This window comes from Streptomyces klenkii, from assembly GCF_003626645.1.
GTDB classification, from domain to species: Bacteria; Actinomycetota; Actinomycetes; order Streptomycetales; family Streptomycetaceae; genus Streptomyces; species Streptomyces klenkii.
In genome coordinates this window covers 35724-57916 of record NZ_RBAM01000021.1, presented here as the reverse complement: position 1 = coordinate 57916, position 22193 = coordinate 35724, and the positions used below count along the sequence as shown (strand labels likewise).

Annotated in this window: 16 protein-coding genes; 12 read left to right on the top strand and 4 right to left on the bottom strand. The window is 72.3% G+C overall.

Translation table 11 applies throughout. The features are described from left to right. Window positions 1-95 precede the first annotated feature (95 nt). From D7231_RS31180 to D7231_RS31170, 3 genes are all read left to right on the top strand, one after another. Window positions 96-848 carry a ComF family protein gene (locus tag D7231_RS31180; RefSeq protein ID WP_120759045.1) on the top strand — a complete coding sequence of 251 codons (753 nt, stop codon included), beginning with the start codon at window positions 96-98 and terminating at the stop codon, window positions 846-848. A gap of 316 nt (window positions 849-1164) precedes the next feature. Beyond that, entirely contained in the window at window positions 1165-1854 is a 690-nt protein-coding gene (gene hpf, locus D7231_RS31175; RefSeq protein WP_391476051.1) for a ribosome hibernation-promoting factor, HPF/YfiA family, read from the top strand. A gap of 274 nt (window positions 1855-2128) precedes the next feature. Continuing rightward, window positions 2129-2872 (top strand): response regulator, encoded by a 744-nt coding sequence (locus D7231_RS31170; protein WP_106677980.1) that lies wholly within the window; start codon window positions 2129-2131, stop codon window positions 2870-2872. A gap of 47 nt (window positions 2873-2919) precedes the next feature. Here D7231_RS31170 and D7231_RS31165 read toward each other — a convergent pair whose 3' ends face one another. Together D7231_RS31165 and D7231_RS31160 are read right to left on the bottom strand one after the other, a co-directional pair. Further along, window positions 2920-4119: a winged helix-turn-helix domain-containing protein gene (locus tag D7231_RS31165; protein WP_120759040.1), complete on the bottom strand. Its 1200-nt coding sequence runs from the start codon at window positions 4117-4119 to the stop codon at window positions 2920-2922. A 45-nt stretch (window positions 4120-4164) separates the two neighbouring features. After that, entirely contained in the window at window positions 4165-4776 is a 612-nt protein-coding gene (locus D7231_RS31160) for a GNAT family N-acetyltransferase (protein ID WP_120759038.1), read from the bottom strand. Window positions 4777-5011: 235 nt separating this feature from the next. Between D7231_RS31160 and secA the strand changes: the two genes are divergently transcribed. Further along, on the top strand, window positions 5012-7828 hold the full coding sequence (gene secA, locus D7231_RS31155) for a preprotein translocase subunit SecA (RefSeq protein WP_120759036.1): 2817 nt from the start codon (window positions 5012-5014) through the stop codon (window positions 7826-7828). A 96-nt stretch (window positions 7829-7924) separates the two neighbouring features. On the opposite strand, the gene D7231_RS31150 is transcribed toward secA, so the two are convergent. Continuing rightward, on the bottom strand, window positions 7925-8437 hold the full coding sequence (locus tag D7231_RS31150; protein WP_242000016.1) for an Rv3235 family protein: 513 nt from the start codon (window positions 8435-8437) through the stop codon (window positions 7925-7927). A 298-nt stretch (window positions 8438-8735) separates the two neighbouring features. On the opposite strand from D7231_RS31150, the gene D7231_RS31145 reads away from it, so the two are divergent. The 4 genes from D7231_RS31145 to D7231_RS31130 all read left to right on the top strand — a co-directional run bounded on the left by D7231_RS31145 (window position 8736) and on the right by D7231_RS31130 (window position 16723). Continuing rightward, on the top strand, window positions 8736-9239 hold the full coding sequence (locus tag D7231_RS31145) for a DUF6912 family protein (RefSeq protein ID WP_120759033.1): 504 nt from the start codon (window positions 8736-8738) through the stop codon (window positions 9237-9239). Window positions 9240-9316: 77 nt separating this feature from the next. Continuing rightward, on the top strand, window positions 9317-9988 hold the full coding sequence (locus tag D7231_RS31140; RefSeq protein WP_120759030.1) for an HAD family hydrolase: 672 nt from the start codon (window positions 9317-9319) through the stop codon (window positions 9986-9988). A 341-nt stretch (window positions 9989-10329) separates the two neighbouring features. Beyond that, window positions 10330-15318, top strand: a complete 4989-nt coding sequence (locus D7231_RS31135) for an NAD-glutamate dehydrogenase (protein ID WP_120759028.1) — start codon at window positions 10330-10332, stop codon at window positions 15316-15318. 295 nt (window positions 15319-15613) lie between these two features. Continuing rightward, the gene (locus D7231_RS31130) at window positions 15614-16723 is read left to right on the top strand and encodes a DUF2079 domain-containing protein (protein WP_242000015.1); all 1110 of its coding nucleotides are present in this window, start codon (window positions 15614-15616) and stop codon (window positions 16721-16723) included. Here the strand turns inward: D7231_RS31130 and D7231_RS31125 are convergent. Further along, window positions 16651-17247 carry a GtrA family protein gene (locus tag D7231_RS31125; RefSeq protein ID WP_391476041.1) on the bottom strand — a complete coding sequence of 199 codons (597 nt, stop codon included), beginning with the start codon at window positions 17245-17247 and terminating at the stop codon, window positions 16651-16653. The two genes, D7231_RS31130 and D7231_RS31125, sit on opposite strands and share 73 nt — an antisense overlap. 129 nt (window positions 17248-17376) lie before the next feature. Between D7231_RS31125 and manB the strand changes: the two genes are divergently transcribed. The 4 genes from manB (at window position 17377) to D7231_RS31105 (ending at window position 22191) form a co-directional block, all read left to right on the top strand. Then, window positions 17377-18456 (top strand): mannose-1-phosphate guanylyltransferase, encoded by a 1080-nt coding sequence (gene manB / locus D7231_RS31120; RefSeq protein WP_120759020.1) that lies wholly within the window; start codon window positions 17377-17379, stop codon window positions 18454-18456. A gap of 108 nt (window positions 18457-18564) precedes the next feature. Next, window positions 18565-19374, top strand: a complete 810-nt coding sequence (locus tag D7231_RS31115; RefSeq protein WP_120759018.1) for a polyprenol monophosphomannose synthase — start codon at window positions 18565-18567, stop codon at window positions 19372-19374. After that, complete coding sequence (locus D7231_RS31110; protein WP_242000014.1) at window positions 19349-20887, top strand: hypothetical protein; 1539 nt, start codon at window positions 19349-19351, stop codon at window positions 20885-20887. The genes D7231_RS31115 and D7231_RS31110 overlap by 26 nt, the downstream gene beginning before the upstream one ends. Next, on the top strand, window positions 20884-22191 hold the full coding sequence (locus D7231_RS31105; RefSeq protein ID WP_242000013.1) for a glycosyltransferase family 87 protein: 1308 nt from the start codon (window positions 20884-20886) through the stop codon (window positions 22189-22191). The genes D7231_RS31110 and D7231_RS31105 overlap by 4 nt, the downstream gene beginning before the upstream one ends. The last annotated feature ends 2 nt before the right edge of the window (window positions 22192-22193 follow it).

Here is a 22193-nt window from a genome sequence, read left to right as displayed (position 1 = left end):
AGGCTCCGGGAGTGCGCCGGGGGCGTGCCGCGAGGCCTCCCCGGGAGTTTTCCACAGGGGTGGCGGGGTGCCGCGGCCGGCGGGACAGTGGATCTGTGCGCGGGTTGTGGCAGGAGATCGCCGGGCTGGTGCTGCCGGGCGAGTGCGCGGGTTGCGGGCGGCCGCGGTCCGTGCTGTGCGAGGTGTGCCGGGCGGCGCTGGGCGGGAGCGGCGCGTGGCGCGCCAGGCCGGATCCGGAGCCGGCCGGGCTGCCGCCGGTCCATGCCGCCGCCCTGTACGAGGGCCCGGTGCGCTCGGCGCTGCTCGCGCACAAGGAGCGCGGGGCGCTGGGGCTGGCGGGGCCGCTGGGGGCCGCCCTGGCGGGCGCGGTGCGCTGCGCGGCCAGTGGCCCGGGCGGTGGCCGGTGGGGCGGGGGAGGGGCCCTGGAGGCCGGTGAAAGACCCTTGCTGCTCGTCCCCGTCCCCTCCGCCCGCCGCGCCGTCGCCGCCCGGGGCCACGACGCGGGCCGGCGGCTCGCCCTCGGCGCCGCGCGGGCCCTTCGTGCGGGCGGGCTCCCGGTTGCCGTGGCGGCCGTGCTGCGGCAGTGCAGGGTCGTCGCCGACCAGGCCGGGCTCGGCGCCCGGCAGCGCAGGGCGAATGTCGCCGGTGCACTAGGGGTACGTATGGGAGCAGAGAGGCTGTTGATGCGCGAAGGGCCGGTGGTGCTGGTAGACGACCTGATGACCACCGGGTCCTCGCTGGCCGAGGCGGCCCGTGCCGTCTCGCTCGCGGGCGGGCGCGTAGTGGGCGCCGCCGTCGTGGCCGCGTCCGGCGCGCTCCCGCGCTCGGCTGAAAAGAACCGGAACTGAAGGCCAATGTCATTCGTTGCTGATGGTAACGGCAAGCAAACACCTGAATGGAGGTACGTCCCGGTAGGGGCTACCGACAGGCGTCCGAGCGAGATATGTTCGGTTGTGAGGAATGGCAGGGGCTATGCCTCGCATTTCCGAATGGCGCGCTTTGCTCGCTTTCGCGGAAGCTTGAAGTCGACGGGGTGCAGACCTTGCCGATGGGGGAGGAGGAGGTGAAAACCGCCAAGTCGGTGGCTCCGGGTATCCCCGGAGTCTGATGCAAGAGGGATGCGCTCCGCACCTTCGGCGGGGCGATCCGGGAACGGAGTTCTGCGTGGACATCGTCGTCAAAGGCCGCAAGACCGAGGTGCCCGAGCGCTTTCGCAAGCACGTGGCCGAGAAGCTGAAGCTGGACAAGATCCAGAAGCTCGACGGCAAGGTGATCAGCCTCGACGTCGAGGTGTCCAAGGAGCCCAACCCCAGGCAGGCCGACCGCTCCGACCGGGTGGAGATCACGGTGCGTTCCCGTGGCCCGGTGATCCGCGCGGAGGCCGCAGCAACCGATCCGTATGTCGCACTGGATCTGGCCACCAGCAAGCTCGAAGCACGACTGCGCAAGCAGAACGACAAGCGCCACACCCGGCGGGGCAACGGCCGCATCCCCGCGAGCGATGTCGCATCGACCGTCATCGGCGCCGCCGAGCTCACCGACAGCGGTGAACTCGCCACCGATCAGGCGGCGGACGGGGTGCCGGTCACCCGCATGGGATCCCTGGAGATCCGCGGCGAGGGCCCCCTGGTGGTCCGCGAGAAGACCCACTCCGCAGCGCCCATGACCCTCGACCAGGCGCTCTACGAAATGGAGTTGGTCGGGCACGACTTCTACCTGTTCGTCGACTCCGACACCAAACAACCCAGTGTCGTCTACCGGCGGCACGCCTACGACTACGGCGTCATCCACCTCAATGCCGACCCGCTCTTCGAAGGAGAGCCCGGTGGTGCGGGCGGGGAGCTGGGCGGCTGAGCCGGGAGGCCCCGGCCTCCCGCGTCCATCGCCGTAGTCCACCCGAAGCCAGGTGCCCTCGGAGCGCGCCCCCCGCGCTCCCGGGGCACCGGCGTGCGACGACGGGACCCGTGAAATGCAGGGAGAGCGCGGCCCGGCGTCCCGGCATGAAATCATGACCCCGGCAGCCAACCACCGGCACCGGGGAACCGGTTGGGCGGCGCAGCACGCAGCATGCAGCACGGTGCAACCGCGAGGGGCTCTGGGCCTTCAGGGGTCTTCAGGGGGAGGAACAATGGCGGACAGGTTCGGACCCGTACTCGAGCCCGGCGAGGACGACGACGAAGGCTCCTGCACGGACAGGGGCGCGGCGCGCGAGGAGCCCATCCGGGTCCTGGTCGTGGACGACCACGCGCTCTTCCGTCGCGGCCTGGAGATCGTCCTGGCCCAGGAAGAGGACATCCAGGTCGTCGGCGAGGCCGGGGACGGCGCGGAGGCCGTGGACAAGGCCGCGGATCTGCTCCCCGACATCGTGCTGATGGACGTCCGCATGCCCAAGCGCGGCGGCATCGAGGCCTGCACCTCCATCAAGGAGGTGGCCCCCAGCGCGAAGATCATCATGCTGACGATCAGCGATGAGGAGGCCGACCTCTACGACGCCATCAAGGCCGGGGCCACCGGCTATCTCCTCAAGGAGATCTCCACCGACGAGGTCGCGACGGCGATCCGGGCGGTGGCGGACGGGCAGTCGCAGATCAGCCCCTCGATGGCCTCCAAGCTCCTCACCGAGTTCAAGTCGATGATCCAGCGCACGGACGAGCGGCGGCTGGTGCCGGCGCCCCGGCTGACCGACCGCGAGCTGGAGGTCCTCAAGCTGGTGGCCACGGGGATGAACAACCGCGACATCGCCAAGGAGTTGTTCATCTCCGAGAACACCGTCAAGAACCACGTGCGCAACATCCTGGAGAAGCTCCAGCTGCACTCCAGGATGGAGGCGGTGGTGTACGCGATGCGGGAGAAGATCCTGGAGATCAGGTAGCCGCAGTACGGATGCCGGTGGGCCCCGGCCGGCTCGGGCCGGGGCGCTCAGGCCAGGGCCTTCACCAGCTCCGCCGCGAGCTTCGCGTCGTCGCAGCGCTCGATCCGTACGGCGTGGCAGCCCACCCACTCCGCCGCCTCCCGGAGCGCCTCGGCCATGGGTGCCACGGCCTTGGGCCCGTCGAGGGAGACCTGCCGGGCCACCAGCGTGCCGCCGTCGCGCGCGGGGTCGACGCGGCCCAGCAGCCGGCCGCCCGCCAGCAGGGGCATCGCGAAATAGCCGTGTATCCGCTTGGCCTTCGGCACGTACGCCTCCAGGCGGTGGGTGAAGCCGAAGATCCGCTCGGTGCGGGGGCGGTCCCACACCAGCGAGTCGAACGGCGACAGCAGCGTCGTGCGGTGCCGGCCGCGCGGCGGCGCCGCCAGGGTCTCGGGGTCGGCCCAGGCCGGCTTCGACCAGCCCGCCACCTCGACCGGCACCAGGCCGGTCTCCTCGATGACGGCGTCCACCTGCTCGCCCTTGAGGCGGTGGTAGTCGGCGAGGTCCGCCCTGGTCGCCACGCCCATCGCGGCGCCGGCCTGCGCCACCAGGCGCCGGGTGCACGCGGCGTCGTCCAGGTCGTCGTGGAAGAGCCCGTCCGGGACGGCGCGCTCGGCCAGGTCGTACACGCGCTTCCAGCCGCGCCGGCGGGTGCAGACCACCTCGCCGGTGTCCAGCAGCCACTCCACCGCGATCTTCGTCTCGGACCAGTCGTACCACTCCCCGCCGTTCTTGGCGCCGCCCAGCTCCGTGGCCGTCAGCGGGCCCTCGGCCTTCAGCCGCTCGCGGACGGCGGCGCACGAGCGCTCGGCATCCTCCATCACGTGCCAGCGGTGGCCGCGGGCCTGGAAGGCCCGGCGCCGGAAGGCGAACAGCGGCCACTCCTCGACGGGCAGGATGCACGCGGCGTGCGACCAGTACTCGAAGGCGTGGTCCCCCGACCAGTAGGCCGCCTCGACCGCGTCCCGCCCGACCGCGCCCAGCCGTGCGTACGGCACCAGCTCGTGCGAGCGGGCGAGCACCGAGATCGTGTCCAGCTGGACGGCCCCCAGCCGGCGCAGCACGCCGCGCGTGCCCGCACGCCGGTCCGGGGCGCCGAGCAGGCCTTGGGCGCGCAGGGCCAGCCGGCGGGCGTCATCGGCCGACAGGTGGTGCTCGGGCTTGCGGGCTCCGGGCTTACGGGCCTTGGCGGAGGCGGCAGTTGTCATGCCGATCACCTTAGGCGGGGGCACTGACAACGCCCCCGGACCCGGTCAGCCGCGGCCCGGAGCCGGCCGGTCGCGCCCGGGAAAGGGCAGGTAGGGGGCGATGGAGGGCAGTCCCAGGTCGGAGGGGAGCAGGGAGCCGGTCCACGCGTCGCGGCGCGTGCCCGCGTGGGCGATCTTCGCCCGCAAGGTGCCCTCCATCGTGAAGCCGGCCTTCAGGGCCACGGCGCGGGAGCCCTCGTTGCCGGCCTCCGCGTACCACTCCAGGCGCTCGACGCCGAGGCGCTCGAAGGCCCACCGGGCCGCCTCGCGGGCGGCCTCGGCGGTGTACCCGCGGCCGCGCTGCTCCTTGGCGGTCCAGTAGCCGATCTCGGCCTGGCGCTCGCGGGAGGGCTGCGGGAGCGGCACCACGCTCATGGAGCCGGCCAGCCGTCCCCCCTCACGGGTGAACACGCCCCACGTATAGACGGAGTCGTCGCGCCAGCCGGCGGGGCAGGTCTCGCCGGCGAACGCCCGGGCGTCCTCGGGGGTGTACGGAGAGGGCACGCTCGTGTACCGCGGGATGTCCGGATCCTGGCAGGCGGCGTGCAGGGCGGGCGCGTCGGCGGCGGTGAAGGGGCGCAGCAGCAGGCGCTCGGTGGTGAGGCTCGTGGGCTCCATGGGCGGAGTGTAAGAAGCCGTGGCGGGGCACTCCCGCGGCGGTTCGCTCGTTCCATGGACGGGTGACACCGCGGGTGACACCCGGCCCGGGTGATGACGGACCTCCCGGCGCGGCGGGGTCCTCGCTTACGATGGCCGTTGCGGCGGGGACTGTCCCGTCGTGCCCGCGTACCCGCCCCCTGCCCACGGCGGGGGAGAACCGGTGCCAGGCCCGACCGGCAAGGAGCTAGCCTACGTGTCCGTCTTCGGCAAGATCATGCGTGCAGGAGAAGGCAAGATCCTGCGCAAGCTGCACCGCATCGCGGACCAGGTCAATTCCATCGAAGAGGACTTCCTGACCCTCTCCGACGCCGAGCTGCGCGCCCTGACCGACGAGTACAAGCAGCGCTATGCCGACGGGGAGAGCCTGGACGACCTCCTTCCCGAGGCGTTCGCGACCGTCCGCGAGGCGGCCAAGCGCGTCCTCGGCCAGCGTCACTACGACGTCCAGCTCATGGGCGGTGCCGCCCTGCACCTGGGGTACGTGGCCGAGATGAAGACCGGTGAGGGCAAGACCCTCGTCGGCACCCTCCCGGCGTATCTGAACGCCCTCTCGGGCGAGGGCGTCCACCTGATCACCGTCAACGACTACCTGGCCGAGCGCGACTCCGAGATGATGGGCCGGGTCCACAAGTTCCTGGGCCTGAGCGTCGGCTGCATCCTGGCGAACATGACGCCGGCGCAGCGCCGCGAGCAGTACGGCTGCGACATCACGTACGGCACGAACAACGAGTTCGGCTTCGACTACCTGCGCGACAACATGGCCTGGTCGCAGGACGAGCTGGTCCAGCGCGGGCACAACTTCGCCGTGGTCGACGAGGTCGACTCGATCCTCGTCGACGAGGCCCGTACGCCGCTGATCATCTCGGGCCCGGCCGACCAGGCCACCAAGTGGTACGGCGACTTCGCCAAGCTGGTCACCCGCCTCACCAAGGGCGAGCCGGCCAACCCGCAGAAGGGCGTCGAGGAGACCGGCGACTACGAGGTCGACGAGAAGAAGCGCACGGTCGCCATCCACGAGGCCGGTGTCTCCAAGGTCGAGGACTGGCTGGGCATCGACAACCTCTACGAGTCGGTCAACACCCCGCTCGTGGGCTACCTCAACAACGCCATCAAGGCGAAGGAGCTCTTCAAGAAGGACAAGGACTACGTCGTCATGGACGGCGAAGTCATGATCGTCGACGAGCACACGGGCCGTATCCTCGCCGGCCGCCGCTACAACGAGGGCATGCACCAGGCCATCGAGGCGAAGGAAGGGGTGGATATCAAGGACGAGAACCAGACGCTCGCCACGATCACCCTGCAGAACTTCTTCCGCCTCTACAACAAGCTGTCCGGCATGACCGGTACGGCCATGACCGAGGCCGCCGAGTTCCACCAGATCTACAAGCTCGGCGTGGTGCCGATCCCGACCAACCGGCCGATGGTCCGCAAGGACCAGTCCGACCTCATCTACCGCACCGAGGTCGCCAAGTTCGACGCCGTGGTCAAGGACATCGCGGAGAAGCACGAGAAGGGGCAGCCGATCCTGGTCGGCACCACTTCCGTGGAGAAGTCCGAGTACCTCTCGCAGCAGCTCGCCAAGCGCGGCATCCAGCACGAGGTCCTCAACGCCAAGCACCACGAGCGCGAGGCCTCGATCGTCGCGCAGGCCGGCCGCAAGGGCGCCGTCACCGTCGCCACGAACATGGCCGGCCGCGGTACGGACATCAAGCTGGGCGGCAATCCGGACGACCTCGCCGAGGCGGAGCTGCGCCAGATGGGCCTCGACCCGGTGGAGCACGTCGAGGAGTGGGCGGCCTCGCTGCCCGGCGCCCTGGAGCGCGCCGAGGCCGCGGTCAAGGCCGAGTTCGAAGAGGTCAAGGACCTCGGCGGCCTCTACGTGCTCGGCACGGAGCGCCACGAGTCGCGCCGCATCGACAACCAGCTCCGCGGCCGTTCCGGCCGTCAGGGCGACCCGGGCGAGTCCCGCTTCTACCTGTCGCTGGGCGACGACCTGATGCGCCTGTTCAAGGCCCAGATGGTCGAGCGCGTGATGGCCATGGCCAACGTGCCCGACGACGTGCCGATCGAGAACAAGATGGTCACCCGGGCCATCGCCTCGGCGCAGTCCCAGGTCGAGCAGCAGAACTTCGAGACGCGTAAGAACGTCCTGAAGTACGACGAGGTGCTCAACCGCCAGCGCGAGGTCATCTACGGGGAGCGCCGCCGCGTCCTGGAGGGCGAGGATCTTCAGGAGCAGATCCAGCACTTCATGGACGACACCATCGACGACTACATCCGCCAGGAGACCGTCGAGGGCTTCGCCGAGGAGTGGGACCTGGAGCGGCTGTGGAGCGCCTTCAAGCAGCTCTACCCGGTGAAGGTCACCATCGACGAGCTGGAGGAGGCGGCGGGCGACCGCGCGGGCATCACGGCCGAGTTCATCGCCGAGTCCATCAAGGACGACATCAACGAGCAGTACGCGGCGCGCGAGGAGCAGCTGGGCTCCGACATCATGCGTGAGCTGGAGCGGCGCGTGGTCCTGTCGGTGCTGGACCGCAAGTGGCGCGAGCACCTCTACGAGATGGACTACCTCCAGGAGGGCATCGGCCTGCGGGCCATGGCCCAGAAGGACCCCCTGGTGGAGTACCAGCGCGAGGGCTTCGACATGTTCCAGGCCATGATGGAGGGCATCAAGGAGGAGTCCGTCGGCTACCTGTTCAACCTGGAGGTCCAGGTCGACCAGCAGCTGGAGGAGGTGCCGGTCGAGGAGTCCGCGCCGTCCCTGGACAAGGTGCAGGACACCATCCCCGCCGCCCGGCCCGAGATCCGGGCGAAGGGCCTCGCGCAGCCGCAGCGGCCGGACCGGCTGCACTTCTCCGCGCCGACGGTGGACGGTGCGGGCGGCACGATCGAGACCGACTACGCGAGCGACGACACCGGCGAGTTCCGCTCCGCGGCGGACGGCATGACCCGCGCCGAGCGCCGCAAGGCGCAGAAGAACAGCGGCGGTCGGCGCCGTAAGAAGTAACCGCAAGAAGTAACCGCGGAATCAAACCCGCGCGCGGGATGTGAGGCGGGGCGGGACCTCCTGGTGATCCGGGGGTCCTGCCCCGCCTTTCGCGTGTCAGCGGCGGGCGCCGCCGAGTTCGACGGCGGAGCAGCGCCACCGCTGGTCGGTGCAGTGCTCCAGGCGGAAGGCGAGGGCGAGCAGCCGGTCCCCCGCCGTGATCCTGGCGAAGGCTTCGATGACGCCGGGGGAGGGCCGGAACTCGTCGCAGTGCCGCACGGCCGGGCCGCGGCCCGGCGGGGCGGGCAGCAGGGGCGCGTAGGGGGCCAGGGCGGCCAGCTGGTCGTACGCGGCGCCGAGGGTGTGGCCGAGCATCCAGTGGACGGGGCGCCGGCCGCTGAGGGTGAGCAGGAGCCGTTCGGCGAACCAGTAGCGGGGGAGGCGGTCGCGGCGGCGTGCGGCGGCGGGGGCCGGGGCGGGCGGCCGCCGGGCGTCGGTGCGCCGCGGGGGCGCGGTTCCTGCGGCCGGCCTGGTCGTACGGGCGGCTGTCCTGCTGCTGACCCTGCTTCCCGTGGCCCTGCTTCCGGTGGGCCCGCTTCCCGTGGTCCTGGTTCCGGTCGTCCTGTTCATGCTGATCGCCCCCTGTGCCGCCGGGCCCGGTGGATTACCGGGCAGTAGCTTCCGTCGGTGATCTTCTATCGAGGGGGCCGGAGGCCATCAAGGACGGCGGGCCGGGCCGCACGGGCCCTCGGCGGTTCACCTATTCGGGGGACCTGCGGGGAGTGCGGGGCGGCCGGGCGGCACGCGCCGTGACCCGGGCCGGCGCCGAGCCGCCCGCACGCGCCTCACCTGCACTTCGAAGGGGGACCCTCGCCCGTATGCTGATCACGCAGTCGAAAATCCCCGGAACCGAAGGAAAGCGGCGGTCATGCGCGTCTACGTCCCCTTGACCCTCCCCGGTCTCGCCGAGGCGCACAAGGCGGGAGCGCTGGGCCCGGCCCCGCTGGACGCCTTCGCCGTCACCCCGGCCCTGCGCGAGTGGTACCGCTCCGACGACGTCGAGGAGCTGGAGTACGCGGCCCTGGGCCGCGCCGCCGAGGGCTCGCTGCGCATGCTCGCCGCCGACCCGGAGGCGCCGCGCCGCCGCGTGGTCGTCGCCGTCGACGTGCCCGAGGGCGCCGTGGCCACCGACCCCGAGCGCGGGCTTGACCAGGCCGCGTACGGCGAGGTGCGGCTCTCGGCCGCTGTGCCGCTGTCGAAGGCCGCCGCCGTCCACGTCGACTCCGGCGACGCCGAGGAGGACGTCGCGGCGGCCGCCGCCGCGCTGGGCGCCGCGGACCGCGGCGACGACGACGCGCGGTTCACGGTCGACGGGGCCGAGGACCACGACCTCATGTGGTTCGGCGTGCAGGAGATCCCCAACCTGGTCTAGCGCCCGCCGCGACCGTCAGCAGCCGGCGGAACCGCAGGTCAGGGGGCTTTGTCACAGGGGACCCGTACAGTTTTCGCATGGGGAAGCACGGGGCGCCCGGGGCGCACATCGTCTGGGACTGGAACGGCACGCTCTTCCACGACATCGACGCGGTCATGGCGGCGACGAACGCCGCCTTCGCGGAGATAGGGCTGGAGCCGATCTCCCTGGAGCGGTACCGCGAGCTGTACTGCGTCCCCATCCCGCGCTTCTACGAGCGGCTGATGGGCCGGCTGCCCACCGAGGCCGAGTGGGAGCACATGGACCGCGTCTTCCAGCGGCACTACCACGACCACCACCTGCGCTGCCGCCTCGCGGACGGCGCCGAGTCGTTGCTGGAGCGCTGGCAGGACGGCGGCGGCACCCAGTCGATCATGTCGATGTACGGGCACGAGGACCTGCTGCCGCTCGTGCGCACCTTCGGCATCGAGCGCAGGTTCGTCCGGGTCGACGGCCGCACGGGCCCCTCGGGCGGCAGCAAGGCCGAGCACATGGCGCGCCACCTCGCCGGCCTGGAGGGCATACCGGCCGTGCGGACGGTCGTCATCGGCGACGCGCTGGACGATGCGGTGGCGGCGGCTCACGTGGGGGCGCACGCCGTGCTGTACACCGGAGGTTCGCACGACCGGGCCGGGCTCGTCGGGGCCGGGGTGCCCGTCGTGGACACGCTGGTGGAGGCCGTCGCCGAGGCGGAGCGCCTCGCCGGCTGACCGCGCTGTGCAGAGTGTCAAAGTTCGGGTCCGGGTTTTGTACACAAACGGCTCATGACGCCTCCCCCGGGAAGGGCGATAGCCTTACCAGGTGATCAGCGCGATATCCAGCAGGGGCGACGGCGCCCCTGTCCTTCGCCCGGAGTGCCACGGCACCCGGGGAGCCGCTGTTCGCCCGGGCGGGGCGCGTCCCATGGTGGTCACTCCCATGAAGTTGGCCACGAACGTCCCTGTCACCCCTCATTCCGGCATACCGTCGAAGACGACCGGAGACCCCGCGTCGCGGCGTGATGCCTTCACCACCTATGTCACGCAACGGCGCGCGACAGGAGCCAGAGGACATGCAGACCAAGCTGGACGAAGCCAAGGCAGAGCTGCTGGAGCGGGCGGCCCGCGTCGCTGAGAACAGCCCGGCCGGGGGGCAGCAACCGACGGGGCAGAAGAGCGAGGCGGGGCTCGACCCGGAGACGCTGACCGCGTACCTCCAGCGCTACTACCTGCACACCGCCCCGGAGGACCTGGCCGGTCGCGACCCGGTCGACGTCTTCGGCGCGGCCGTCTCCCACTACCGCCTCGCCGAGACGCGCCCGCAGGGCACGGCCAACGTCAGGGTGCACACCCCGACGGTCGAGGAGAACGGCTGGACGTGCAGCCACTCCGTGGTCGAGGTCGTCACCGACGACATGCCCTTCCTGGTCGACTCGGTGACCAACGAGCTCTCCCGCCAGGGCCGCGGCATCCACGTCGTGATCCACCCGCAGATGGTCGTGCGCCGTGACGTCACCGGCCGCCTGCTCGAGGTCCTCGGCGCCAGCTGCGACGCCCACGGCAGCGGGAAGGACGCCGTGCTGCCGCACGACGCCCTCACCGAGTCCTGGATCCACGTCGAGATCGACCGCGAGACCGACCGCGGCGACCTCAAGCAGATCGCCGCCGACCTGCTGCGCGTCCTCTCCGACGTCCGCGAGGCCGTCGAGGACTGGTCCAAGATGCGCGACGCGGCCCTGCGCATCGCCGACGAGCTGCCCGAGGAGCCCGCCCCGGCGGACGTCCCCTCCTCGGAGACCACCGAGGCCCGCGAGCTGCTGCGCTGGCTGGCCGCCGACCACTTCACCTTCCTCGGCTACCGCGAGTACGAGCTGACGAAGCTCGCCACCGACGGCACCGAGGAGGACGTGCTCACCGCCGTCCCCGGCACCGGCCTCGGCATCCTGCGCTCCGACCCCTCGCACCACGACGAGGACCACCACGGCCCGCACTCGCACCTGCCGCGCCCGGCGTCCCCGTCGTTCAACCGGCTGCCCGCCGACGCCCGCGCCAAGGCCCGTGAGCACAAGCGGCTCGTCCTGACCAAGGCCAACAGCCGCGCCACGGTCCACCGGCCCTCCTACCTCGACTACGTGGGCGTCAAGAAGTTCGACGCCGACGGCAACGTGACCGGCGAGCGCCGCTTCCTCGGCCTGTTCTCCTCGGCCGCGTACACCGAGTCCGTGCGCCGCGTCCCGGTGATCCGCCGCAAGGTCCAGAAGGTCCTCGCCGACGCCGGCTTCACGCCCGACAGCCACGACGGCCGCGACCTGCTCCAGATCCTGGAGACCTACCCGCGCGACGAGCTCTTCCAGATCGCCGCCGACCAGCTGCGCTCCATCGCCACCAGCGTGCTCTACCTCCAGGAGCGCCGCCGCCTGCGGCTGTACCTGCGCCAGGAGGAGTACGGGCGCTACTACTCGGCGCTGGTCTACCTCCCGCGCGACCGCTACACCACCGGCGTGCGGCTGCGCCTGATCGACATCCTCAAGGAGGAGCTCGGCGGCACCAGCGTCGACTTCACCGCCTGGAACACCGAGTCGGTCCTCTCCCGGCTGCACTTCGTCATCCGCGTCGCGCCGGGCGCCACCCTGCCCGACCTCACCGACGCCGACGCCGACCGCATCGAGGCCCGCCTCGTCGAGGCCGCCCGCTCCTGGGCGGACGGCTTCGCGGAGACGCTGACCGCCGAGGCCGGCGAGGAGCGCGCCGCCGAGCTGCTGCGCCGCTACGGCCAGGCCTTCCCCGAGGGCTACAAGGCCGACCACACCCCGCGCGCCGCCGTCGCCGACCTCGGCCACCTGGAGAAGCTGACCACCGCCGGCGGCGACCGCGACTTCGAGCTCAGCCTCTACGAGCCGGTCGGCGCGGCCCCCGGCGAGCGCCGCTTCAAGATCTACCGCACGGGCGAGCCGGTCTCCCTCTCCGCCGTCCTGCCGGTCCTCCAGCGCCTCGGCGTCGAGGTCGTCGACGAGCGCCCGTACGAGCTGCGCTGCTCGGACCGGACGACCGCCTGGATCTACGACTTCGGGCTGCGCATGCCCGAGCGGATCGAGGGCGACGACGCCCGCGCCCGCTTCCAGGAGGCCTTCGCGGCCGTGTGGACCGGTGCCGCGGAGAACGACAACTTCAACAACCTGGTGCTGCGGGCCGGTCTCGACTGGCGGCAGGCCATGGTGCTCCGCGCCTACGCCAAGTACTTGCGGCAGGCCGCCTGGCCGTTCAGCCAGGCGTACATGGAGGACACCCTCAGCAACAACGTCCACACCACCCGCCTGCTGGTCAACCTCTTCGAGGCCCGGATGTCGCCCGCGCTCCAGCGCGCCGGCAACGAGCTCATCGACGGCCTGATGGAGGAGCTGGACGGCGCCCTGGACCAGGTCGCGAGCCTGGACGAGGACCGCATCCTGCGGGCCTTCCTCACCGTCATCAAGGCCACGCTGCGCACCAACCACTTCCAGCGCGACGCGGACGGCCGGCCCCGCCCGTACCTGTCCATCAAGCTCGACCCGCAGGCCATCCCCGAGCTGCCGGCGCCCCGCCCGGCCTTCGAGATCTGGGTGTACTCGCCGCGCGTCGAGGGCGTGCACCTGCGCTTCGGCAAGGTCGCCCGAGGCGGCCTGCGCTGGTCCGACCGCCGCGAGGACTTCCGTACGGAGATCCTCGGCCTGGTCAAGGCCCAGATGGTGAAGAACACCGTCATCGTGCCGGTGGGCGCCAAGGGCGGCTTCGTCGGCAAGCGCCTGCCCGACCCGTCCGTGGACCGCGACGCGTGGCTGGCCGAGGGCATCGCCTCGTACAAGACCTTCATCTCCGGCCTCCTCGACATCACCGACAACATGGTCGGCGGCGAGGTCGTGCCCCCGAAGGACGTCGTCCGCCACGACGAGGACGACACCTACCTCGTCGTCGCCGCCGACAAGGGCACCGCGACGTTCTCGGACATCGCCAACGAGGTCGCCCAGTCCTACGGCTTCTGGCTCGGCGACGCCTTCGCCTCCGGCGGCTCGGCCGGCTACGACCACAAGGGCATGGGCATCACCGCCCGCGGCGCCTGGGAGTCGGTCAAGCGCCACTTCCAGGAGCTCGGCCACGACACCCAGACCGAGGACTTCACGGTCGTCGGCGTCGGCGACATGTCCGGTGACGTCTTCGGCAACGGCATGCTGCTCTCCGAGCACATCCGCCTGGTCGCCGCCTTCGACCACCGGCACATCTTCATCGACCCGTCGCCGGACGCGGCCGTCTCCTACGCCGAGCGCCGCCGCCTGTTCGAGCTGCCCCGCTCGTCCTGGGCCGACTACAACAAGGAGCTGCTGTCCGCGGGCGGCGGCATCCACCCGCGCAGCGCCAAGTCGATCCCGGTCAACGCGCACGTGCGGGCGGCCCTCGGCATCGAGGCGGGCGTCACCAAGATGACCCCCGCCGAGCTGATGAAGGCCATCCTGCGCTCGCCGGTCGATCTGCTGTGGAACGGCGGCATCGGCACGTACGTCAAGGCCTCCACCGAGTCCCACGCGGACGTCGGCGACAAGGCCAACGACGCCATCCGCGTCGACGGCCAGGACCTGCGCGTCAAGGTCGTCGGCGAGGGCGGCAACCTGGGCCTGACCCAGCTCGGCCGGATCGAGTTCGCCTCGAACGGCGGCCGGATCAACACCGACGCGATCGACAACAGCGCCGGCGTGGACACCTCCGACCACGAGGTGAACATCAAGATCCTGCTCAACGCGCTCGTCACCGACGGCGACATGACCGTCAAGCAGCGCAACAAGCTCCTCGCCGAGATGACCGACGAGGTCGGCGAGCTCGTCCTGCGCAACAACTACGCGCAGAACGTGGCCCTGGCCAACGCCGTGGCGCAGGCCCCCAGCCTGCTCCACGCCCACCAGCGGATCATGCGCCGCCTCGGCCGGGACGGCCACCTGGACCGGGCCCTGGAGTTCCTGCCCACCGACCGGCAGATCCGCGAGCGGCTCTCCGCGGGCCGCGGCCTGACCCAGCCGGAGCTGGCCGTCCTCCTCGCCTACATCAAGATCACCACGGCAGAGGAGCTGCTCGCCACCGGGCTGCCCGACGACCCGTACCTGGAGCGGCTGCTGCACGCCTACTTCCCGCAGCCGCTGACCACGGGCTACCGCGAGCAGGTCGACGCGCACGCCCTGCGACGGGAGATCATCACGACCGTTCTGGTCAACGACACGGTCAACAGCGGCGGCTCCACCTTCCTGCACCGCCTGCGGGAGGAGACCGGCGCCTCGCTGGAGGAGATCGTCCGGGCGCAGACCGCCGCCCGCGCCATCTTCGAGCTGGGCTCCGTGTGGGACGCCGTCGAGGGCCTGGACAACGTGGTCCCCGCCGACGTGCAGACCCGGATCCGGCTGCACTCGCGGCGCCTGGTCGAGCGCGGCACCCGCTGGCTGCTCAACAACCGGCCGCAGCCGCTGGAGCTGGCCGGGACGATCGAGTTCTTCCACGACGGCGTCGCCAAGGTCTGGGACGAGCTGCCCAAGCTGCTCAAGGGCGCCGACATCGAGTGGTGGCAGGGCATCCACGACGAGCTGGTGGCGGCCGGGGTGCCGGACGAGCTGGCCGTGCGCGTGGCGGGCTTCTCCTCCGTCTTCCCGGCGCTGGACGTCGTCGCGGTCGCCGACCGCGCCGGCAAGGAGCCTCTGGACGTGGCCGAGGTCTACTACGACCTCGCCGACCGGCTGCACATCACCCAGCTGATGGACCGGATCATCGAGCTGCCGCGGGCCGACCGCTGGCAGTCGATGGCCCGCGCCTCCATCCGCGAGGACCTGTACGCGGCGCACGCCGCGCTCACGGCGGACATCCTCTCGGTGGGCAACGGCTCCTCGACGCCGGAGCAGCGCTTCGCCTCCTGGGAGGAGAAGAACGCGGCGATCCTCGGCCGGGCGCGCACCACGCTCGACGAGATCCGCGGGTCGGACGCCTTCGACCTGGCGAACCTGTCGGTCGCCATGCGGACGATGCGCACCCTGCTGCGGACGCACAGCTGACGGGCGCGCGATTCCGCGCGCCGGCGCGCGGAATCGCGGAGGAAATGACGCACCGCTGACGCCGGAGTGAACAAGGGACGGCCCTGGGGACAAATCCCCCGGGGCCGTCCTTTTGCCGTGCTATGAGGGACGAATGAAGGCCGTTTTCCGGTTGACGTCCGATCCTTCGGGGTCCGCGTCCCCCTCCTCAGCAGCCCTTTCCGTCTCCGCTCCCGCCGTCGCCGGGAAGCCTGCCGCCGGGAGCTCCGCCCGGCCGGGCCCACCGGCGTACGCCCGGCACCAGACCGCCCGTGCGGTGGCCCTCTACCTGGTGGTGGCGGCCGTCGGCTTCACGGTCATGCTGCTGGTCAGCCGGCACTTCGGGCGGACGCCGGAGATGGTGCTGCGCCGCTGGGACAGCGGCCACTACCTGCACATCGCGCAGCACGGCTATCCGGGGGAGATCCCCTACGGCCCGGACGGCGAGCCCAAGTTCAGCAGGCTGGCGTTCTTTCCGCTGGTGCCCGCGCTGATCCGGGCGGTGCACCTGGTGACGGCGCTGCCCATGGTGTGGGCCGGGGTGGTGGTGTCGTGGGCGGCGGCGTCCGTGGCGGCTGCGGGCGTCTTCCGGCTGGTGCGGGCGGTCGGCGGGCGGCCGGGCGCCGGGTACGCGTGCGTGGCGCTGTGGGCGTGCTCGCCGTACGCGTTCGCGCTGTGGGTGCCCTACTCGGAGGCCGTCTTCAGCGCGGCGCTGATCTGGACGCTGCTGGCCGTGCTGGAGCGCCGCTGGCTGACGGCGGCGGCGCTGTGCGCCGTGGCGGGGGCGGTGCGGCCGTCCGCGTCGGTGCTGGTGGGCACGGTGGGGCTGGCGGCCGGGTGGGAGCTGATCCAGCAGCGGGGCGGCCGGCGCGCCTGGCGCGCCTGGGTGGCCGTGCTGACGGCCCCGCTGGGGATACTCGCGAGCTGGCTGTTCCTGGGGAGCAAGGTGGGGCGCGTCGACGGCTGGTTCGAGGCCGAGCGCGCGTGGGGACAGTCGTTCGACTTCGGTGCGGGGACGGCGCACGTGCTGAAGGACATGCTGCTGTACCGGCACGCCGGGCGGATGGCCGATCTGCGGACCGCCGCGGTGATCGCGGTGCTGGTGCTGGGCGCGGTCGGGGTGTGGGCGCTGGCCCGGGACCGGCGGGTGCCGTGGCCGCTGGTGGCGACGGTCGCGCTGGCGTGGGTGCTGATAGTGGGAACGCCGGGTTCGCCGCTGTCCAAGCCGCGCTTCATGCTGCCGTTCCTGCCGGTTCTGCTGCTGTTGGCGGCGAGGCCGCTCGCGCGTGCTCCGCTAGGGGTGCGGGTGTGTCTCTACGGTGGAGGTGCGGTGGTCTCGGGGTGGTACGCGGCGGGGTTGCTCGTGTTGTTCGAGGGCTCGCCGTGATCCGTGGGGCTGCCGGTGCTGCTCGTGCTGCCTGTGCCGTTGGCGCCACCCGTGTCGCCCGTGTCGCTCGTGTCGCCCGGGAGCAGCGCTCTGAACACCCAGGCCCGGTAGGACCAGAAGCGGAAGAGCGTGGCGGCGCCGATGCCCAGGAACTTGAAGAGGTTGTTCTGGAACGGGGTGTCCCAGCCGAACGTGTACGTGGCCGCGTAGAGCACCCCGTTCTCGATCACCAGCCCGACGGCGCTGAAGGCGGCGAAGAGGGCGACCTGGCGGCTGCGCCGGCTCCTGTCGCGGTCCCGGTAGGCGAAGTGACGCAGCCCCAGGTAGTTGAAGGCGATGGCGACCACCGTGGCGATCACGCTGCACCGCACGACCGGCAGGCCGGTGACCGTACGGCAGAGGTTGAAGACCGCGAGGTTGACGACGATGCCGAGGCCGCCCACGGTGCCGAACTTGGCGAACTCCCGGCCGAGGGCCGCGAGCCCCGGTGCTGCTGCCGGTCGCAAGGAACGCAGGGGTCGCAAGGGCCTCTCCCATTACGGTCGTCCCGGTATGGCCGCCACGCAAAGCAGACATTTGTCGTAGAGAACCGATTGTAGTGTAAATTGCCGCAAAAACTGACACAGTGCGATGACGACGGCGAGGACAGTGGCATGACAGAGGCGGTACTGCTCGTCGGCGGCAAGGGAACCCGGCTCCGGCCGCTCACCCTCAACACGCCGAAGCCGATGGTCCCGGCCGCCGGGGTGCCCTTCATCGCCCACCAGCTCGCCCGCGCCCGGGCCGCCGGCGTCCGCCACGTCGTCCTGGCCACCTCCTACCTCGCCGAGGTCTTCGAGCCCTACTTCGGCGACGGCTCCGCCCACGGCCTGCGCCTGACCTACGTCACCGAGAAGGAGCCGCTCGGCACCGGCGGCGCCATCCGCAGCGCGGCGGACGCCCTCACCACCGGCCCCGGCGGCCCCGTCCTCGTCTTCAACGGCGACATCCTCACCGGACTCGACATCAGAGGCCTGCTGCGCCGCCACGAACGGGCGCAGGCCGACGTCACCCTGCACCTGACCCGGGTGGCCGACCCCAGGGCCTTCGGGCTCGTCCCCACCGACGCCGACGGGCGCGTCCTGGCCTTCACCGAGAAGCCGCGCCGCCCCGAGGAGATCGTCACCGACCAGATCAACGCCGGGGCCTACGTCTTCCGGCGCGACGTCATCGACACCATCCCCACCGGACGCCCGGTCTCCGTCGAACGCGAGACCTTCCCCGGCCTGCTGTCCTCCGGCGCGCTGCTGCACGGCGTGGTCGACGCCTCGTACTGGCTGGACCTCGGCCGCCCCGCCTCCTTCGTACAGGCGTCGGCCGACCTCGTCCGGGGCGTCGTGCGCTCGCCCGCCGTCCCCGGGGAGCCGGGTGAGCACCTTCTGCTGCCCGGGGCCCGCGTCGAGCCCGGTGCCGTGCTGACCGGCGGCACGGTCGTCGGCGCGGGCGCGTATGTCGCGGCGGGCGCCGAGGTCGACGGGTCCGTCGTCCTGGACGGCGCCCGCATCGAGGCCGGCGCCCGGATCCGCGCGAGCATGATCGGCCAGGGCGCCCGGGTCGGGCCGCGCACCGCCCTCGACGGCGTGGTGATCGGCGACCACGCGGAGGTCGGCGCCGACAACGAACTGTGCGACGGCGCCCGCATCTGGTGCGGCACGGCCATCCCCGACGCGGCCATCCGCTTCTCCGCCGCCTGAGCCCTTCCCGCTCTGCTTTCCCCTCCCCATCCTTCCCCCTCCCCTTCCTTTCCCCTCCTTGATGTCCCGGCGCACTCCCGCCGCCCGACGAACCCCGAGGACCAGCCCATGAGCGCACCCCGTACCCCCGCCCCGGCGCCCCCGCTGCCCGCGGAGTGGGGCCGCACCGCGACGACCGTCGTCATGCCCACGTACAACGAGGCGGCGAACCTCGCCACCATGGCCGAGGCGCTCATGGCCCTGCCCCTGGAGGGCCTGCGGCTGCTCGTCGTCGACGACAACAGCCCCGACGGCACCGGCAGGATCGCCGAACAGCTGGCCGAGAAGTACAACGAGCCCGGCCGCACCCGGATGGGCGTCCTGCACCGCACCACCAAGGACGGCCTCGGCCGCGCCTACGCCGCGGGCATGGCCCGGGCCGTCTCCGAAGGCGCCGCCTACGTCCTCCAGATGGACGCCGACGGCAGCCACCCCGCGGCGAAGATCCCCGAGATGCTCGGGGTCGCCCTCGCGACCGGCGCGGACGTCGTCGTCGGCAGCCGGTACGTGCCCGGCGGCTCCCTCTCGGACGCCTGGAAGGTCCACCGCAAGCTGCTCTCCCGCTGGGCCAACGCCTACGCCAGCACCGTCCTGGGCACCCGCGTCCGGGACATCACCGGCGGCTTCAACCTGTGGTCCGCCGCCGCCATCGCCGCCATCGACCTGGAGACCGTCGACAGCGCCGGCTACAGCTTCCAGGTGGAGATGAAGTACCGGGCGCTGAAGGCCGGGTACACCGTCATGGAGGTGCCCATCCACTTCGAGGACCGCGCCGCCGGGGAGTCGAAGATGAACCTGGCCGTCCAGCTCGAATCGGTGGTCATGCCGTGGCGGCTGCGCACGAGGCCGGCCCGTGCTGCCGGTCGCCGCGCCCGCTGAACCGGCGGCCCCGCCCGGGGCCGCCCCGCAAGGCCGCGCGCCGGGCGCCCACCTGCCCGCCTCGGCCTGCGTCCTGCTGCTGGCCGTCCTCCTGCTGCTCATGACCGTACGGCTGCCCTGGTCCGGTGACCTCGGCATGCACGCGGCCGTCCTCGAACGGCTGCGCGCCGACCCGCTGCACCCCGGCAACCCCCTGGTCGACGCCGCCACCCCGAGCCCGTACTACTCGCCCTGGGCGGTCCTGCTCGCGCTCACCGGATCGGCGACCGGCTGGGGAACCTTCACCGTGCTGCGCCTGGGCGCGCTCGCCGCCCTCGTGCTGCTCGGCACGGGCGTGCACGCCTTCGTGCGGACGTTCACCCGCAGCAGGGCGGCGGTGCCGCTGGCGGTGCTCTGCCTGCTCCTGCTGTATGGAGTGAGGCTTTTCGCGTGGAGCGGTTTCCCGGGCCTCACGTCGATGTCGCTCACTCTCGCCTATCCGAGCACGTTCGCCTTCGGACTGGCCTTCCACCTATGGGCGCTGCTGCGGCGCGCCCTGGCCGCCGCTTGGGGGACCACGGCCTTTCTGGGCACCGGTCTGCTGCTCGCCGGGATCCTGCTCGTCCATCAGTTCACCGGAGCCGTCGCGGCGCTGGGCTGCGCCGCGATGCTCCTCGGCGCCCGCCCCTGGCCCGCGCGCGCGGTGTGGCTGCGGGTGGCCGCGGCGGGCGCCCTGGCCGCGGCCGTGCCCGCCTGCTGGCCGTACTACGGCTTCTACTCCCTGCTCGGCACGGGCAGCGGCCTGGACGACATCCACCGGCCGCTCTACGACCACCTCGCGACGAAGTTCTGCCTGACCGCGCTCGGCGCGGCCGCCCTCGTGCTGCGCGCGCGGCGCGACCGCCGCGACCCCCTGGTGCTCTTCTTCGCGCTCGGGCTCGCCGTCTTCGCCGCCGGAGGGCTGAGCGGGCATCAGGCGTGGGGGAGGATCCTGCCCGCCGTCCTCGTCCCGGCGCAGGTCGCGCTCGCCCTGGAGACGGCGGGCGCCGGGCGCCGGGTGCGGGCCGCCCTCGCCCCGCTGACCGCCGTCGCCCTGCTGGCCGGCGCCTGGACACAGGCCGGGGTGCTCGGCTACGTCCTGCGGCCCCAGGCCGTCCCGCCCGTCCTCCGCCACATCCACACCGTCGCGCTCTGGCCACGGTTCACGTGGGCGGCGCGCGAAGTGCCCGCCCGGCAGACGGTGATGACCGACAACTACTACGCGCTGCGCATGCTCCCCGCGTACGGGCCGTACACCGTCGCCCCCGCCTATCCCGACGTCTTCCTCCCCGACGCGGCGCGCCGCCGCGCCGCGACCCGCCGCTACTTCGCCCGGGACGCCTCCCGGGCCGAGCGGCTCGGCATCCTCAAGGAGTACCGCGTGCGCTGGGTGCTACAGCAGAACGGCGGGCCGGGCCTGGACCGGGGGGACCCGGCCGTGCGCCGGACCGTCCGCGGCCCGGCCGGGTTCACCCTCTCCGAGGTCACGCCGTGAGCGCCGTGAGCGTCGAAAACAGCGGGAACACCGAGAGCGGTGGGAGGGCCGACCGCGCCGACCTCTTCGGGCGCTGGCTGCGCGGGCGGGCCCCGTGGCCGGTGCTGCTCGCCGCGCTGCTGGTCCTCGCGCTGGACGTCGTGCGCGTGGTGCAGGGCCCCCGGACGCCCGGCATCGACAACGCGGTCGTGGTGCGGGCGGCGCGGGCCCTGCTCGACGGCGGTTCCCCGTACGCGGACAAGCGCTTCCTCTACCTGCCGGGCGCGGTGTTCGCGGCGCTCCCGCAGACGCCGGCCGGCGCGGACGTGCTGGCCACGGCGGTGCCCGTGGCCGCCGCGCTGCTCGTCCTGGCGGGGGTGGTCCTCGCCCTGCGGGTCTTCGGCGTGCGGCCCGACAGCCGGCTCGCGGCGGGCGTCACCGCCGCGCTCGGCGTCTTCGAGCCCTTCCACGGCGTCGTCTACCTCGGCAACTGGACGGTCCTGTCGGCCGTCGCCTTCCCCGCCGCCCTCCTGTTCGCGCGCGGCGGGCGCTGGTCCGCGGCCGGGGGAGTGGTGGGCGCGGCGCTGGCGCTGAAGCCGATGCTCGTACCGCTGCTGCTGCTGTTCGTGCTGGCCCGGCGGTGGCGGGGGCTGGCCTGGGCCGTGGGCGTCCCCGCCGCGGTGTCCCTGGCGTCGGCGCTCGCGATGCCCCGGCCGGGGCTGTTCTTCACCCGGACGCTGCCGTTCCTGATGCACGGCCAGGACGCGTACGCCCGCCCGTTCGACGCCGCCTGGCCGTCGGTGCTGCCGCGCCTCGGGGTGCCCGAGCCGCTCGCCTTCGCCCTCGCGGCCGGCGCGGCGGTGGCGGTGCTGCTGTGCGCGCGGTGGCGGTGGCGGGCCGGCGGCGATCCGGCCCTGCGGCTGGTGGAGTGCGCGGCGCTGCTGATGCTCGCGGCGTTCCTGGTCTCGCGGCCCTCGTTCCAGCACTACATGCTCGTCGTCCTCCCCTCGCTCGCCGCGTCGCTGGTGGTGCGTGCCGCGGCGGCACGCTCGGTGTGGCTGTGGCTGCCGTTGCTCCCCGAGGCCGCCGGGGTGTCCTGGCCGTATCTGGAGACCGCCCGGAGGCATGCCTTCCGCGACGTCGTCCTGATCACCGGGGTGACCGCGGCCCTCGCCCTGCACGCCTGGCGCACCCGCTCGGACCCCTCGCGGGAGGTGACTGTCAGTGCCCGCATCTACGCTTTGGGTAATCGCGAATCCGTCCGCGCGGATGGCGGGCCGCCCGAGCGTGCCCGCGATGCGCCGGACCGCACCGAGACGAGGTGACC

What these genes read in the sequence shown, in the direction of transcription:
- D7231_RS31135 (WP_120759028.1), top strand. Translation starts at nt 10,330, where the DNA reads ATGCAGACCAAGCTGGACGAAGCCAAGGCAGAGCTGCTGGAGCGGGCG.
- D7231_RS31150 (WP_242000016.1), bottom strand. Translation starts at nt 8,437, where the DNA reads ATGAACAGGACGACCGGAACCAGGACCACGGGAAGCGGGCCCACCGGA.
- D7231_RS31115 (WP_120759018.1), top strand. Translation starts at nt 18,565, where the DNA reads ATGAGCGCACCCCGTACCCCCGCCCCGGCGCCCCCGCTGCCCGCGGAG.
- manB (WP_120759020.1), top strand. Translation starts at nt 17,377, where the DNA reads ATGACAGAGGCGGTACTGCTCGTCGGCGGCAAGGGAACCCGGCTCCGG.
- D7231_RS31145 (WP_120759033.1), top strand. Translation starts at nt 8,736, where the DNA reads ATGCGCGTCTACGTCCCCTTGACCCTCCCCGGTCTCGCCGAGGCGCAC.
- D7231_RS31165 (WP_120759040.1), bottom strand. Translation starts at nt 4,119, where the DNA reads ATGACAACTGCCGCCTCCGCCAAGGCCCGTAAGCCCGGAGCCCGCAAG.
- D7231_RS31170 (WP_106677980.1), top strand. Translation starts at nt 2,129, where the DNA reads ATGGCGGACAGGTTCGGACCCGTACTCGAGCCCGGCGAGGACGACGAC.
- D7231_RS31140 (WP_120759030.1), top strand. Translation starts at nt 9,317, where the DNA reads ATGGGGAAGCACGGGGCGCCCGGGGCGCACATCGTCTGGGACTGGAAC.
- D7231_RS31160 (WP_120759038.1), bottom strand. Translation starts at nt 4,776, where the DNA reads ATGGAGCCCACGAGCCTCACCACCGAGCGCCTGCTGCTGCGCCCCTTC.